Source organism: Haloactinopolyspora sp. (genome assembly GCF_027324685.1).
GTDB lineage: Bacteria > Actinomycetota > Actinomycetes > Jiangellales > Jiangellaceae > Haloactinopolyspora.
In genome coordinates this window covers 34292-48662 of the sequence record NZ_DAHVSH010000015.1, presented here as the reverse complement: position 1 = coordinate 48662, position 14371 = coordinate 34292, and the positions used below count along the sequence as shown (strand labels likewise).

The window sequence follows — 14371 nt, the reverse complement described above, 5'->3', positions numbered from 1 at the left end:
GCCCACCCGGTGTATCGGGAACGCGGGTCAGGCGACACGGTGCATGTCCTCTCGTCGAACGCGGTACTGAAGCGGCCGGCCGGTCAGGAAGCGTTCGATCTCGTCGACGACGAGCTCGCCCATCCGCTGCACCTCGGCGCCGATCGAGCCGGCGATGTGCGGTGTGAGCTGGACGTTGGGCAGGCCGTAGAGCGCTGAGTCGGCCGGCAGCGGTTCCGGCTCGGTGACGTCGAGTATCGCGTTCAGCCGTCCCGAGACCGCTTCGGCCGTCAACGCCTCGGTGTCCACCAGACCACCGCGGGCGGTGTTGATCAGCGTCGCGCCGTCGCGCATCGACGCCAGTTGCCCGGCGCCGATCATGTTCTGCGTTGCGGGCAGCAGGGGTGCGTGCAGGGACACGACGTCGCTGTGGCGCAACAGCTCGTCGAGCTCGACCAGGCGCGCGCCGACAGCCTCGGCGTCGACGGACGCGGCGTACGGGTCGGTCACCAGTACCTCGATGTCGAACGGGCGCAGCAACTGCGCCACGCGGTGACCGATCTTGGACAGGCCCACGAGCCCGACAACCAACCCGTAGTTCGTCGGCGGCAGCCGGTCCAGCCGCAAGTCCCAACCCTGCCCACGGGACTGGGTGTAGTCGTGTGCGAAGCCCTGAACGCGCTTGCCCGCGTAGAGCACGGAGGCGAGGGTGAACTCCGCCACCGGCACCGCGTTCGCCTCGGCGGCGGAGACGATGACCAGATCGCGCTCCCAACACGCCGGGGTGACCAGATGCCGGACCGACCCGGCGCCATGGAACACGGCTCGAAGACGCGGTGCGGCACGCAGCAGGGCGTCATCGAGCGGCGGGCTCCCCCACGTCGTCACCACGATCTCAGCGTCGGTGAGCGCGTCGTCGGCCAGGTTGGGATCATTCGGTGCGCACCATCTCACGTCGGCGACGGCGCGCAGGGCCTCCAGCGAACGGTCGTGGAACAACCGGTTCGTGGCAGCGTGGTCCATGACCAGGACGGCTCTCGGCAGATCGGTCATGGTGCCCGATCATCGCATGCCGTCGTGATGTGATCTGATCTCCCTATGACCGAGACGATTCCAGCGGTGTTCGACGTCCTGGACGAACGGTTCGACTTCAAGGGCGACAAGCACGTCGAGCGCCTCGCCTCGGGGTGCCGGTGGACCGAAGGCCCGGTCTACGTTCCCGCCGGGCGATACCTGCTGTGGAGCGACATCCCGAACGACCGGATGCTGCGCTGGGACGAGACGACCGGCGCCGTCGGCGTGTTCCGAGAGCCGGCCGACTACACCAACGGCCACACGCTCGATCCGGCGGGCCGGCTGGTCAGCTGCGAGCAGGGTACGCGGCGCATCACCCGCACCGAGCACGACGGCACCATCACCGTGCTCGCCGACGCCTACGACGGCAAGCGCCTGAACAGCCCGAACGACGTCGTCGTCCACTCCGACGGCTCCGTCTGGTTCACCGACCCCGCCTATGGCATCGACAGTGACTACGAAGGTCACCGCGCCGAGTCCGAGATCGGCGCCTGCCACGTCTACCGGGTCGACCCGGCCGATGCGACCGTGCGCATCGTCGCCGACGACTTCGACCGACCGAACGGGCTGGCGTTCTCGCCCGATGAGCGCAAGCTCTACATCGGCGACAGCCGCCGCGATCACATCCGCGTGTTCGACGTCGCTGACGACGCCACCCTGTCCGGCGGCGACGTCTTCGCCACCAGCACGGCCGGCACCTTCGACGGCATCCGCCTCGACGATCGGCACCGGGTCTGGGCCGCCGCAGCCGACGGTCTGCACTGCTTCGAAACCGACGGGACACTGGTGGGCAAGCTGCGTCTACCCGAGGTCGCGGCCAATTTCACCTTCGGTGGGGCCAAGGGCAATCGGCTGTTCATCTGCGCCACCACGTCGGTGTATTCGATCATCACCAACGTCAACGGCGCCCGCAAGCCGTACGGGCTGCGCTGAGCGGCGCGCTCGTCAGCCGACGGACGGCTCGCGCGCCCAGTCGGCCTCGCGGATCGCCTTCAGCGCTGCCTTACGCTCGTCACGGTCGAGTTTGTCGACGTAGAGCTCGCCGTTGATGTGGTCGGTCTCGTGCTGGAAACAGCGCGCCAACAGGCCGCTGCCGGTCAACGTCAGCGGTTCACCGTTGACGTCCTGACCGGTGACCGTCGCATGCATCGCCCGGCGCCGGTTGTACGCGAGCCCCGGCACCGACAGGCATCCTTCGTCGCCGACCTGCTCTTCTTCGGACAGTTCCAGCTCCGGGTTGGCCACGACGCCCTTGAGCCCGTCGCCGACGTCGTAGACGAACAGCCGCAGCGACACGCCGACCTGGTTGGCCGCCAGCCCCACCCCAGGCGCGTCGTACATGGTCTCGAACATGTCGTCGACCAACCGGCGCAGGTCGCTGTCGAACGTCGTCACCGGGTCGCAGGGGGTGCGCAGCACGGGGTCACCCCAGATGCGGATCGGCATGATGGTCACGCCGAGGCCTCCTTGCCGTTCACGGGCAGACCGACCGCCGCCAAGTCCGCAGCGAGCTGATCGGGCCCGGTGAAATGAATCGCGGTGAAGCCGAGGACGCGCGCGGCCTCGACGTTGGGCAGGCTGTCGTCGATGTAGACCGCCGACGACGCCTGCACACCGTACCGGTCGAGCAGCGTGTGATAGATCCGCGGGTCGGGCTTCACGAGGCGTTCGGCTCCGGAGACCACGATGCCCCGAAACCACGACATCCACTCGAAGGTGTCTCTGGCGTACGGAAACTTCTCCGCCGACCAGTTCGTCAGGGCGTACAGCGGTACCCCGGCCTCGTGCAGCGCTCGAAGCGTCGTCACGGTGCCGTCGATCTGGCCGCTGATCATCTCCGTCCAGCGATGGTGGTAGGCCGCGATCAGCTCCGAGTGCTCCGGAAACTGCTCGCTCAATACGGCCACGGCCTCGTCCCAGCTCCGCCCGGCATCCTGCTCGCGGTTCCACTGCGGCGTGGTGACCTCGGCGAGAAACTTCTCGACGGCTTCGTCATCAGGCAGCAGCTTGCGATAGAGATAGCGCGGATCCCAGTCGACGAGCACCCCACCCAGGTCGAACACGACCGTCGGCGATTGCTGCACCGTCATACGTTGAAGCCCAGAGCCCGCAACTGCTCCCGTCCCTCGTCGGTGATCTTGTCCGGGCCCCACGGGGGCATCCAGACCCAGTTGATCTTCAACTGGTTCACCAGACCGTCGGTGGCCGCAGCCGCCTGCTCCTCGATCAGGTCGGTGAGCGGGCAGGCCGCACTGGTGAGCGTCATGTCGATGGTGGCGACGCCGTCGTCGTCGACGGACACGCCGTAGATCAGGCCGAGGTCGACGACGTTGATGCCCAGTTCGGGATCGACGACGTCACGCAGGGCTTCCTTGACGTCTTCGACATCAACGGTTGCTGTCATGAGGGTGAGCCTCCTTCGGTCGTAGCTACGGCGCGAGACAGCGCGTCTTTGAACGCCATCCACGACAGCAGCGCGCATTTGATCCGAGCGGGGTACTTCGCCACGCCGACGAAGGCGATGCCGTCACCCAGGACGGCTTCGTCGGGCTCGATGGCGCCCTTGCTCTGCATCAGTTCCACGAACGACTTCTCGACGGCGAAGGCGTCCTCGATGCGCCGCCCGTTGAGCAGTTCGTACAGCACGCTGGCCGAGGCCTGGCTGATCGAACAGCCCTGCCCGTCGTAGGACAGGTCGTTCAGCGTCGCACCGTCGGTTGCCACCCGCACGGTGATCTCGTCACCGCAGGTGGGGTTGACGTGGTGAGCCTCGGCGTCGAACGGCTCCCGCAGCCCGCGCCCGTGCGGGTTCTTGTAATGGTCCAGGATGATCTCCTGGTACAGGCTGTCGCTCACCCGAAGAACCTCTTCACCCGCTCCAGGCCATCGGCCAGCGCGTCGATGTCGTCAGTGGTGGTGTACACATAGAACGACGCGCGGGTGGTGGCTGGTATTCCGTAGCGCACACAGACCGGACGGGCGCAGTGGTGCCCGACCCGCACGGCCACGCCGTGCTCGTCGAGGACCTGTCCCACGTCGTGCGGATGAATGCCGTCGAGGGTGAACGAGATGGTGCCGCCGCGGTCGACTGGTGAATCCGGACCGATGATCGTCACGCCGTCGACGTCGGCGAGCATGTTCAGCGCGTAGGCGGTGATGGACTCCACGTGCGCGTTGACATGGGCCATGCCCAGACCGCTGAGGTAGTCCGCCGCGGCGCCCAGCCCCACCGCCTGGGCGATGGGTGGCGTGCCGGCCTCGAACTTGTGCGGAGCAGCCGCGAACGTCGACCCCTCCATCGCCACGGTCTCGATCATCTCCCCGCCGCCGAGGAACGGCGGCAGCGCGTCGAGCACCTCGCTGCGACCCCACAGCACGCCGATGCCGGTCGGCCCACACATCTTGTGTCCGGTGAAAGCGAGCAGGTCGACGCCGAGCTCGCGAACGTCGATCGGCATGTGCGGCACCGACTGAGCACCGTCGACCAACACCAGCGCACCGACCTCGTGAGCGCGCGCGGCGATCAGCGCGACGTCGTTGAGCGTGCCCAGGATGTTCGACTGGTGCACGAGCGAGACGACCTTCGTGCGGGGCGTGATGAGCTCGTCGAGCTGGGCGAGGTCGAGTCGACCCTCGTCGGTGATGCCGAACCACCGCAGCCGTGCGCCGGTGCGCTGAGCGGCGAGCTGCCACGGCACGATGTTGGAGTGGTGCTCCATCTCGGTGATGACGATGTCGTCGCCCGGGCCGAGGCGATACCTCGGATCGTCGGCCAGCCCGCTGGCCAACGTGTTCGCCACCAGGTTGAGCGCTTCGGAGGCGTTCTTGGCGAAGATCACCTCGTCGCGCGAGGGAGCCCCGATGAACGTCGCGATCGTGTCGCGCGCGCCCTCGTAGGCCGCGGTGGCCTCCTCACCGAGCTGGTGCACCGCCCGGGCCACGTTGGCGTTGTGGCGGGTGTAGTGCTCGGTGAGTGTGTCGAGGACGGGCTGCGGCTTCTGTGACGTGTTGGCCGAGTCCAGATACACCAAGGGGTGATCGCCGGCCAGCCGCCGCTGCAGGATCGGGAAGTCCTTGCGGACCCGGTCCACGTCGAGCGGGCTGGTCACTTCACGTGCCACGATGCGCTCCTCTGGATCGAAGACCGGATCATCCGCGCACCGATCCGCAACTCAGGCGCTCGCGCCGACGTAGTCGACGTAGCCCTGCTCCTCGAGCTTGTCGGCCAGCTCCGGGCCGCCCTCCTCGGCGATCTTCCCGCCGACGAAGACATGGACGAAGTCGGGCTTGATGTAGCGCAGGATCCGCGTGTAGTGGGTGATCAGCAGCACGCCCTTGTCGCCGTTCGCGGTGAAGCGGTTGACCCCGTCGGACACGATCCGCAGCGCGTCGATGTCGAGGCCGGAGTCGGTCTCGTCGAGGACGGCGAACTTCGGCTGGAGCAGCTCGAGCTGCAGGATCTCGTGCCGCTTCTTCTCACCACCGGAGAAGCCGGTGTTGAGGTCGCGCTCGGCGAAAGCGTCGTCGATGGCCAGGTTCTGCATCGACTCCTTGACGTCCTTGACCCACGTACGCAGCTTCGGCGCCTCGCCGTCGATGGCGGTCTTGGCGGTACGAAGGAAGTTCGACACCGACACACCCGGAACCTCGACCGGGTACTGCATGGCGAGGAACAGCCCGGCCCGGGCACGCTCGTCGACGGTCATGTCCAGCACGTCCTCGCCGTCGAGGCGGACGCTGCCGCTGGTGACCGTGTACTTGGGGTGCCCGGCCAGGGAGTAGGCCAGCGTGGACTTGCCCGACCCGTTGGGGCCCATGATGGCGTGGGTCTGGCCGCTCTCGATCGTGAGGTCGACACCGCGCAGGATCTCCTTCGGGCCGGCCTCGGTCTCGACCGACACGTGCAGGTCGCGGATCTCCAGGTTGCTCATATCGTGGGTGTTCCTTCGTGTCCGTAGTTCGTCAGTGCAGTGCTGGCAGGGAGCATCATCAGGCGCCTTGGGCCGCGAGCTCCTCGGCCACGGCCAGTTCGCGCTCGACGGTGGCCATGAGCCGCTCGGAGATCGCCGGGACGCCGACGCGGTTGATCAACGACGCGAAGAACCCGCGAACCACGAGTTTGCGGGCCAGTTCGGGCGGGATCCCGCGCGCCTGAAGGTAGAACAGTTGCTCGTCGTCGAAGCGGCCGGTGGCGCTGGCGTGCCCGGCGCCTTCGATCTCGCCGGTCTCGATCTCGAGGTTGGGCACGGAGTCCGCGCGGGCGCCGTCGGTGAGCACGAGGTTGCGGTTGAGCTCGTAGGTGTTGATGCCCAGAGCCTGCTTGCGGATCAGCACGTCGCCGATCCACACCGCGTGCGCACCCTTGCCCTGCAGCGCGCCCTTGTACTCGACGTCGCTCCTGGAGTTCGGTGTGTTGTGGTCGACGACCAGGCGGTTCTCGATGTGCTGGCCGGCGTCGACGTAGTACAGACCCAGCAGCGTCGCGTCGCCGCCCGGGCCGGCGTAGTCCAGCGTGGTTCCGGTGCGAACGAGATCACCGCCGAAGGAGATGACCGCGTGCCGCACCGTCGCGTCTCGTCCGACGTGGACGTGCTGGTGCGACAGGTGAACGGCGTCGTCGTCCCAGTCGTGCACCGTCACGACGACCAGCTCGGCACCGTCACCCACGACGACCTCGACGTTGTCAGCCAGCGCAGCCGAGCCGAGGTACTCCAGGATCAGCACCGACTTGCTGTGCCGGCCCGCGGTGACGACCACGTGGCCGGCCGCGCCCTGCTCGGCCGACCGCCCCGTCAACGTCAGCACCGTCGGCTGATCGACGACGGTGTCGGCGGGAACGTCGACAGCCACGACCTTCTCGGCACTGGCCCAGGCGCGGGCGCTCGGCCGGTCGACAGGTACGTACGTCGACGTGCCCCGGCGCGGGTCGTCGGCGCCCACCGTCGTCACGGCCACCTTCGGGTCGGCGTCGACGGAGACGTCGACACTGCCGTCGAGCGGAGTGTCGTCGTGCAGTCCACGCAGTCGCGACATCGGCGTGAACCGCCATTCCTCCTCGCGACCCCGGGGTACCTCATGGGCGTCGACGTCGAAGGAGGCGAAGCGGTCGAGTGCCCCTTCCGCTGCCTCGGCGCCGGCGCCGTGGGAGTGCTCAACCAGGCCGTGCTGAGCCGTATCGATGCTCATCTACTCGCTTCCATCTTCATCCGTGGGCTTCGGGACTGGGCTCGTGAGCAAGCACTCACCCGACCGCGCCTTCCATCTGCAGCTCGATCAGGCGATTCAGCTCGAGTGCGTACTCCATCGGCAGCTCGCGCGCGATGGGCTCGATGAACCCCCGCACGATCATCGCCATGGCCTCGTCCTCGGGGATGCCGCGGCTCATGAGATAGAACAGCTGCTCCTCGCTGACCTTCGACACCGTGGCCTCATGGCCCATGGACACGTCGTCGTTGCGGATGTCGTTGTACGGGTAGGTGTCCGAGCGCGAGATCCCGTCGACCAACAGGGCGTCACACAGCACCGTGCTGGCGCTGCCGGTGGCCCTGGGCATGACCTGCACGAGGCCGCGGTACGACGTACGGCCGCCGCCGCGTGCCACCGACTTGGACACGATGGAGCTCGACGTGTGCGGCGCCATGTGCACCATCTTCGAACCGGAATCCTGGTGCTGCCCCTCGCCGGCGAAGGCCAGCGACAGCGTCTCGCCCTTGGCGTGCTCGCCCATCAGCCAGATCGCGGGGTACTTCATCGTGACCTTGGAGCCGATGTTGCCGTCGATCCACTCCATGGTGGCGCCTTCGGCAGCCGTGGCGCGCTTGGTCACCAGGTTGTAGACGTTGTTCGACCAGTTCTGGATGGTGGTGTAGCGCGCCCGGGCGCCCTTCTTGACCACGATCTCGACCACGGCGCTGTGCAGCGAGTCCGAGGAGTAGATAGGCGCGGTGCATCCCTCGACGTAGTGCACGTAGGCATCTTCGTCGACGATGATCAGGGTCCGCTCGAACTGGCCCATGTTCTCGGTGTTGATGCGGAAGTAGGCCTGCAACGGAATGTCGACGTGCACACCCTTCGGCACGTAGATGAACGATCCGCCGGACCAGACCGCGGTGTTCAGCGCCGAGAACTTGTTGTCGCCGGCCGGGATGACCGAGCCGAAGTACTCCTTGAACAGCTCGGGGTGCTCGCGCAGGCCGGTGTCGGTGTCGAGGAAGATGACACCCTGCTCCTCGAGGTCTTCCCGGATCTTGTGATAGACGACCTCGGACTCGTACTGCGCGGCGACACCGGCGACGAGGCGCTGCTTCTCCGCCTCGGGGATGCCCAGCTTGTCGTAGGTGTTCTTGATGTCCTCGGGGAGCTCCTCCCACGAGGTGGCCTGCTGCTCGGTCGAGCGCACGAAGTACTTGATGTTGTCGAAGTCGATGTTCGACACATCCGCACCCCACGTGGGCACGGGCTTCTTCTCGAACAGGCGCAACGCCTTCAGCCGGGTTTCGAGCATCCACTCCGGCTCGTCCTTGAGCGCGGAGATCTCGCGGACGACGTCTTCGTTCAAGCCCCGCTTGGCGGTGGCGCCGGCGTCGTCGGCGTCGGCCCAGCCGTATTCGTAGCGGCCGAGCCCTTCGAGCTCCGGATGAGCGGTGGTGGTCATCTATGCGATCCTCTCCGCGGATTCGTGTCGTGCATCAGGTCGTGCTGCGCCGGAGATCTCCGGACTCCGGGAACGTGCGTGGTGCAGACGTCTTCGCCGTTCGCGATGGTGGCGATGCGCTGCACGTGGGTGTCCAACAGCCGGGCGAAAGCCTCGGTCTCCGCCTCGCACAACTGCGGGAACTGCTCGGCAACGTGCGCCACCGGGCAATGGTGCTGACACAGCTGCTCGCCGCCGCCCACCGGTGCCGCCTGCACCGAGGCAGCATAGCCATCAGTCGACAATACCTCGGCGAGAACGGCGGCACGCCGTTCCGGAGCTGCGGCCTCGAGCGCCGGGCGGTAGCGCTCCTCCAAGTCGGCGATGCGGCGGCGGGCGAACTCCAGCACCAGATCGTCACCGCCGGTGTCGGCCAGGAACCGCAACGCTCCGACCGCGAGGTCGTCGTACGAATGCTCGAAGGCGTCACGACCCTCGGGCGTCAGCACGAACACCTTGGCCGGCCGGCCACGGCCCCGTTGGCCGTAGACGCGCTCCTCTTGCGGCTCGAGGATGCCCTCGGCGACCAGAGTGTCCAGGTGCCGACGGACCGCCGCCGGGGTCAAGCCGATCAGCTCGGCCAGTGCCGCCGCCGTGGACGGGCCGTTCTCGAGCACCGCACGCGCCACCCGCTCACGCGTGCGAGCATGAGCATCTGCGGCGACGGGACCGCTCCCCGTCGCCGGCACCTGCTCATGCGTGTTTTTCACAACACCATCGTGCTCTTTTTCCGGGCGACTCTCAACCTGCTGATCGTGTGTTGCGTCACGCAGGTCACCCTTACCTCCTCTGTACCTCCACCTTGACCGGCACGTGCCCTCCGCTCACGGCCACTCGAGGCGATACATGCCTCGAGTCGTTTCGTGGAACGTCTCCACCCAACCGGAACCGTTCTTCCAGGAGGTAGGGATGGAAATCGTCGTCGTGACGGCGTTCATCGTGATCGCCGGTGTCGTCGGCCTGGGCGTGCACGGTGCGCGCCGGTCGGCACGACGTCACGCCTCGGCCATGCGCGAGGGCGTCCGGGCGCGCGGCTGGAGCCTGGCTGCCACGGACGACGACATCGGCATGCGATGGCGCGGCGAGCCCTTCCGTGCTCGCGCCGGGCATCCTCGCAACGTCGTCCGGGGAAGCCACCGCGGGCATGACTTCGCCGCGTTCGACTATGTGTTCACGGCCAAACCGACGCCCAACGCCGACACCGCGATCCCCCACCGGTTCGCCGTGTGGGCGCTGCCGCTGCCGGCGTCGGTGCCGACACTGTCCGTCACCGCCCGGCACGTGCTCAGCCCGAAGGTGAGCGCTCAGAAGGTGACGTGGTTCGGCGGCGCGCACGTGGCGACCGGCGATCCGGAGTTCGACGAGATGTTCGCGGTCGAATGCGCCGACGACGCTTTCGTCGCACAGGTCCTGCAACCGCCGCTGCTGGAACACCTCAAACAGGCCGGGCGGTGGAACTGGCGATTCGAGGACGACACCATGATCTCGTTCCAAAAGGGGCGCTTGGACGCCGCGGGCATCGCCGCTTCGCTCGACCGCATGATCGGCGTGCTGGAGCACGTCTCACGCGACGTCTGGCGCCACGCGTGACCTCCACAGCCGTTTGCCGCCGCAGCTCGCGGGTATCCCGGAGACATCCCGAAACCGAGGTGATCCGATGACGCTGGGGCGCGGCATTTTCCTGATGGCGCTCGGCCTGATCCTGGCACTGGCGGTCAGCGACCGCGCCGGCGCCTTCGACCTGAGCATGATCGGGTGGATCTTCTTCGGCGTGGGCCTGCTGGTGTTCGCACTCTCGTTCGTCGTGGGTCCGGCCCGCCACGAGATCGACCCCCACGCGATCGACGACCCCGTCGACGAACCCTGAACCGGCACGGCCCTGTCCGGTACGTCGCGCGGCTGCGTGCGAAACTCGCCGAGTGAACGTCTCGCCCGCGGTCGACATCGACGGACTGGTCAAACGGTACGGCCACACGACGGCCGTCGACGGCTTGTCGGTGCGGTTCCCCGCCGGCGCGGTCACGGCGGTGCTGGGTCCCAACGGCGCCGGCAAGACGACGACGGTCGAGATCTGCGAGGGATTGCGACGCGCGGACTCCGGCCGCGTCCGGGTTCTGGGCCGCGACCCGTTGCGCGACGGGGCCGTCTTGCGCCCACGCGTGGGCGTCATGCTGCAAGAAGGCGCCGGCTTCTATCCGGGCGCGAGGGCCATCGACATGCTCACGCACCTGGCCCGGCTGCACCGCACCCCCCTCGACGCCGACCAGTTGATCGAGCGACTCGGCCTACGACAGTCCGCAGGCACGCCGTTGCGCCGGCTTTCCGGCGGCCAACGGCAGCGAGTCGCGTTGGCGGCGGCGCTGATCGGGCGGCCTGAGCTCGTGTTCCTCGACGAGCCGACAGCCGGGCTCGACCCGCATGTACGCCGCGCGACCTGGGACCTGATCAGCGAGCTTCGCAGCGACGGCGTCACCGTCGTGCTGACCACGCACCTGATCGACGAGGCCGAACAGCTCGCCGACCACGTCGTCATCATCGATGCCGGCCGGCTGGCCGTCGAGGGCAGCCCGCAGGAGTTGACCGCGGGTGTCGGCGACGGAGTCATCACCTTCGGCGGCCCGCCTCGTCTCGACTTGTCGTCGCTGCGCGCGGCGCTGCCCGAGACCGCGGAGGTCCGCGAAGTCACACCCGGCGGCTACCAAGTCACCGCGAGCGTGGATCCGCACCTGCTGGCGACGTTGACGTCGTGGTGTGCCACCCATGACATCCTCGCCGAAGGGCTGCAGGTGGGACGACGATCCCTGGAAGACATCTACCTCGAGGCGACGGGCCGGGCACGCTGATGACGTACTCTCCCGCTCCCGGCGCTGCCTCGCTGCCGCGCATGCTGGTCGCTCAGGCCGCCTTCGAGATCAAGCTGCTGCTGCGCAACGGCGAGCAGCTCCTGTTGACCGCCGTGATCCCGGTGGTCCTGCTGGCTCTGCTGAGCGCCGTACCGGCGTTCGACACCGCCGGCCACGAGCGCGTCGACTTCCTCGTCCCCGGCATCATCGCGCTGTCGGTCATGTCCACGGCGTTCACCTCACTGGCCATCGCGACCGGATACGAGCGACGGTACGGCGCGCTGAAACGCCTGGCGGTGTCACCGCTGCCGCGGTGGGCGCTGCTCGCGGCCAAAGCGATCATGGTCAGCGTCGTGGAAGCCCTGCAGATCGCGCTGGTGTGCGGGCTGGGCCTCGCACTCGGCTGGCGTCCCGAGGGATCGCCGGTGTCCGTCGTGATCCTCGTCGTCATCGGCACCGCCGCATTCGCCGGGCTCGGCCTGCTCATGGCCGGCACGCTGCGCGCCGAGGCCACCTTGGCCGCGGCCAACCTCGTCTATCTGCTTCTTCTGGTGCTCGGCGGCGTCGTCATCCCGTTCGAGCAGTTCCCGGCCGCCATCCGTCCCGTACTCGAGTCGACCCCGACCGGAGCCCTGGCCGACGGGCTGCGTTCGGTGCTGGCCGACGGCGCGGGCCTGCCGTGGCGGTCATGCGCGGTACTGATCGCCTGGGCTGTTGTCGGCTTCGCCGCCGCGGCGCGGTGGTTCCGCTGGGAGTGAGACCCCGGCGTCGCCGCCGCGGATCAATAACGGCTCGAGCAGGCCGGGAACGACTCCGGCGGCGAACTGCAGCCCCTCGTGCTCGTCAGCGTCGACGATCGAGTAGCGGCCCCTGCCCGCAGCGGTGGTGGCGGTGAACGTCATGAGCCCAGCACGGCGCTGGAACAGCGATTGCCGGATGCGCCACCCGATGATCCCGCTGCGCTGCAGATACACGGTCGAGCGCCGCAGACTGCCCCGCCGCACCACCAGGTGACGCTCGTCCAGGCCGTGCCCCAGGCCGCGGTACCCGTCCCACGCCAGCCCGATGACGCCCGCGCTGACCAGCGCGGCGACACCGACGATCACCCACGTCCAGAATCGCGGCAGCGGTCCCGCGGCCGCGGCCACGACGACGGCGGCCATCGCCACGACCGCGACACCGGCGCGCCACAGCCGCCGGGACCGCGCCCGCACCGGGTGGGCGCGCAACGCCACCGCGTCCGGCAACCCAGCGACCTCGCGCGCGACCGCCCAGACCAACCGGCGCGGCGCGGCGGGCACGAGCACACTGAGCTCCTTCTTGCGATCTGAGGAGATACCCGTCGCGACGACGTCGAGCCGCGCAGCCCCGGCCGATCGCGCCCCCAACGGCTCGACGACCTCGACGCCGCGGATCCGGCGCTCCTCCAGGCTCACCGATCGCGTGGTCAGCAGGCCGCGCCGAACGCGCAACGTGCCACTGGGCTCGCGATCGAGCCGACAGCCCCACCACGCCTCGACGAACAACGCCGACGACGCCACCGCGCCGACCACGGCGAATCCGGCCACGAGTCCCGCCAGTGTCTCCCACGGACCGATCGCCTCGGCCAGGTCCCGGGTCACCTGGATCGGGACCTGTTGCCGCCCGAACCACTCGCTCACCTGGAACACCGCACCCACGGCGCTCGAGGCCAGCAGCGGCGTGAGGAACGACAACGGCGCGTAGCCGGTCCACGCCGGGTTCCACGTCGCCAACGGCTGATCGGCCCGCTCCCCGCCGGACGCCGGGTCACCGCGATCGAGCAGCAGCGTGCGCAGCCGTTCACCTTCGTCCCGGGACACCGGGTTGAGCACGAGGGTCTGCTCCCCGGCACCGCCCTGACGGCCGTCCCCGGTGCCGATGGTCACCTTGACCAGCCCGAGTATCCGCAGCGCAGGGCTCGCTCCGAGGTCGACCGACCGGATGCGCTCGCGCGCCAGCGACCGGTTCGCCACGACGACGATGCCCCGGCGAAGCTCCATCGACGTCGGTGACACCCGGTAGCGGGTCCGCCGCCACCGCAGATGATCCACCGCGACCCCGCCGCCGACGAGCACGGCCACGCCCGGCAGCACCCAAGCCAGCGCCACCTGTGCGGACGTGCCCGCCGCGATCCCGATGGCCGTGGGCACACCGGCAGCCATGGCCAGCCCGGTCAGGACGATCGCGGTCGCCACGAGCGTGTGTCGGTGCAGCGTGCGCCATTCGGCGGTGCTCACGTCGCATCGCCGGGAGTCTCGTCGGTGATGCGGGTCAATTCCTCGGCGAGGTCGCGCGCCTGCTCGTCGGCCAAGCCCGCGATGACCACCGGTCCGGCCGAGGACGCCGTCGTCACGGTGACCGTCGCCAGCCCGAACATGCGCTGCAGCGGTCCCCGGGTGGTGTCCACGGTCTGAATCCTCGACATCGGAGCCACCCGCCAGGTCTGCCAGAACCACCCCGTGCGGGTGAACACCGCGGTGTCGGTCACCTCCCACCGGTGCAGGCGGTACCACCAACGCGGCAGCACCACCGCGGCGATGCCGCCTACCGCGGCCACGGCGAGCCCCGGCGCGACCAACCACCAGCGAGCAGCCTCGATCACCAGGCCCAGCAGCAACAACAGTGCCGACATCGCGGCCACGGGCAGCGCCACCAGCACCCGCCACCAGGTCGTGACCCGTGGATCGAGCCATTGGCGAGGCGCCCGCAGCCTCGGCGCGTTCGTCACCGCGATCTCTCCTCATGTGGTCGACCGGGGTGA

17 protein-coding genes are annotated in these 14371 nt (G+C 68.5%); 5 read left to right on the top strand and 12 right to left on the bottom strand.

Annotation, left to right across the window (positions count from 1 at the left end; all coding sequences use genetic code 11):
• Window positions 1-27: 27 nt before the first annotated feature.
• Window positions 28-1032 (bottom strand): hydroxyacid dehydrogenase, encoded by a 1005-nt coding sequence (locus M6444_RS02395; RefSeq protein WP_298322640.1) that lies wholly within the window; start codon window positions 1030-1032, stop codon window positions 28-30.
• 45 nt (window positions 1033-1077) lie between these two features.
• Between M6444_RS02395 and M6444_RS02390 the strand changes: the two genes are divergently transcribed.
• Window positions 1078-1986, top strand: a complete 909-nt coding sequence (locus M6444_RS02390; RefSeq protein WP_298322637.1) for an SMP-30/gluconolactonase/LRE family protein — start codon at window positions 1078-1080, stop codon at window positions 1984-1986.
• Window positions 1987-1998: 12 nt separating this feature from the next.
• On the opposite strand, the gene def is transcribed toward M6444_RS02390, so the two are convergent.
• From def to M6444_RS02345, 9 genes are read right to left on the bottom strand one after another with little or no spacing between them, the layout of a single operon-like run.
• Window positions 1999-2499: a peptide deformylase gene (gene def, locus M6444_RS02385; RefSeq protein WP_298322730.1), complete on the bottom strand. Its 501-nt coding sequence runs from the start codon at window positions 2497-2499 to the stop codon at window positions 1999-2001.
• A gap of 5 nt (window positions 2500-2504) precedes the next feature.
• Window positions 2505-3143 carry an HAD family phosphatase gene (locus M6444_RS02380; RefSeq protein ID WP_363326207.1) on the bottom strand — a complete coding sequence of 213 codons (639 nt, stop codon included), beginning with the start codon at window positions 3141-3143 and terminating at the stop codon, window positions 2505-2507.
• A complete protein-coding gene (locus M6444_RS02375; RefSeq protein WP_298322632.1) occupies window positions 3140-3457 on the bottom strand; it encodes a metal-sulfur cluster assembly factor in 318 nt (105 codons plus the stop codon). Before M6444_RS02375 ends, M6444_RS02380 begins: the two co-directional genes overlap by 4 nt.
• Window positions 3454-3909 (bottom strand): Fe-S cluster assembly sulfur transfer protein SufU, encoded by a 456-nt coding sequence (gene sufU / locus M6444_RS02370; protein WP_298322629.1) that lies wholly within the window; start codon window positions 3907-3909, stop codon window positions 3454-3456. Before sufU ends, M6444_RS02375 begins: the two co-directional genes overlap by 4 nt.
• A complete protein-coding gene (locus M6444_RS02365; RefSeq protein WP_298322626.1) occupies window positions 3906-5174 on the bottom strand; it encodes a cysteine desulfurase in 1269 nt (422 codons plus the stop codon). The genes sufU and M6444_RS02365 overlap by 4 nt, the downstream gene beginning before the upstream one ends.
• A gap of 51 nt (window positions 5175-5225) precedes the next feature.
• The gene (gene sufC, locus M6444_RS02360; protein ID WP_298322623.1) at window positions 5226-5984 is read right to left on the bottom strand and encodes a Fe-S cluster assembly ATPase SufC; all 759 of its coding nucleotides are present in this window, start codon (window positions 5982-5984) and stop codon (window positions 5226-5228) included.
• Window positions 5985-6042: 58 nt separating this feature from the next.
• Window positions 6043-7239, bottom strand: a complete 1197-nt coding sequence (sufD, locus tag M6444_RS02355) for a Fe-S cluster assembly protein SufD (protein WP_298322620.1) — start codon at window positions 7237-7239, stop codon at window positions 6043-6045.
• Between the two features lie 55 nt (window positions 7240-7294).
• Window positions 7295-8707 carry a Fe-S cluster assembly protein SufB gene (gene sufB / locus M6444_RS02350; RefSeq protein ID WP_298322618.1) on the bottom strand — a complete coding sequence of 471 codons (1413 nt, stop codon included), beginning with the start codon at window positions 8705-8707 and terminating at the stop codon, window positions 7295-7297.
• A complete protein-coding gene (locus M6444_RS02345) occupies window positions 8704-9435 on the bottom strand; it encodes a metalloregulator ArsR/SmtB family transcription factor (protein ID WP_363326210.1) in 732 nt (243 codons plus the stop codon). The genes sufB and M6444_RS02345 overlap by 4 nt, the downstream gene beginning before the upstream one ends.
• A 220-nt stretch (window positions 9436-9655) precedes the next feature.
• Between M6444_RS02345 and M6444_RS02340 the strand changes: the two genes are divergently transcribed.
• The 4 genes from M6444_RS02340 (at window position 9656) to M6444_RS02325 (ending at window position 12347) form a co-directional block, all read left to right on the top strand.
• Window positions 9656-10336 (top strand): DUF3137 domain-containing protein, encoded by a 681-nt coding sequence (locus M6444_RS02340; RefSeq protein ID WP_298322613.1) that lies wholly within the window; start codon window positions 9656-9658, stop codon window positions 10334-10336.
• A 67-nt stretch (window positions 10337-10403) separates the two neighbouring features.
• Complete coding sequence (locus M6444_RS02335; RefSeq protein WP_298322610.1) at window positions 10404-10613, top strand: DUF6458 family protein; 210 nt, start codon at window positions 10404-10406, stop codon at window positions 10611-10613.
• Between the two features lie 52 nt (window positions 10614-10665).
• Window positions 10666-11589 (top strand): ABC transporter ATP-binding protein, encoded by a 924-nt coding sequence (locus tag M6444_RS02330; RefSeq protein WP_298322606.1) that lies wholly within the window; start codon window positions 10666-10668, stop codon window positions 11587-11589.
• Window positions 11589-12347 (top strand): ABC transporter permease, encoded by a 759-nt coding sequence (locus M6444_RS02325; RefSeq protein WP_298322604.1) that lies wholly within the window; start codon window positions 11589-11591, stop codon window positions 12345-12347. The genes M6444_RS02330 and M6444_RS02325 overlap by 1 nt, the downstream gene beginning before the upstream one ends.
• Here M6444_RS02325 and M6444_RS02320 read toward each other — a convergent pair.
• Both M6444_RS02320 and M6444_RS02315 read right to left on the bottom strand, forming a co-directional pair.
• Window positions 12276-13847, bottom strand: a complete 1572-nt coding sequence (locus M6444_RS02320; RefSeq protein WP_298322601.1) for a PH domain-containing protein — start codon at window positions 13845-13847, stop codon at window positions 12276-12278. The genes M6444_RS02325 and M6444_RS02320 overlap by 72 nt on opposite strands.
• On the bottom strand, window positions 13844-14338 hold the full coding sequence (locus M6444_RS02315) for a PH domain-containing protein (RefSeq protein WP_298322599.1): 495 nt from the start codon (window positions 14336-14338) through the stop codon (window positions 13844-13846). The genes M6444_RS02320 and M6444_RS02315 overlap by 4 nt, the downstream gene beginning before the upstream one ends.
• Between the last annotated feature and the right edge of the window lie 33 nt (window positions 14339-14371).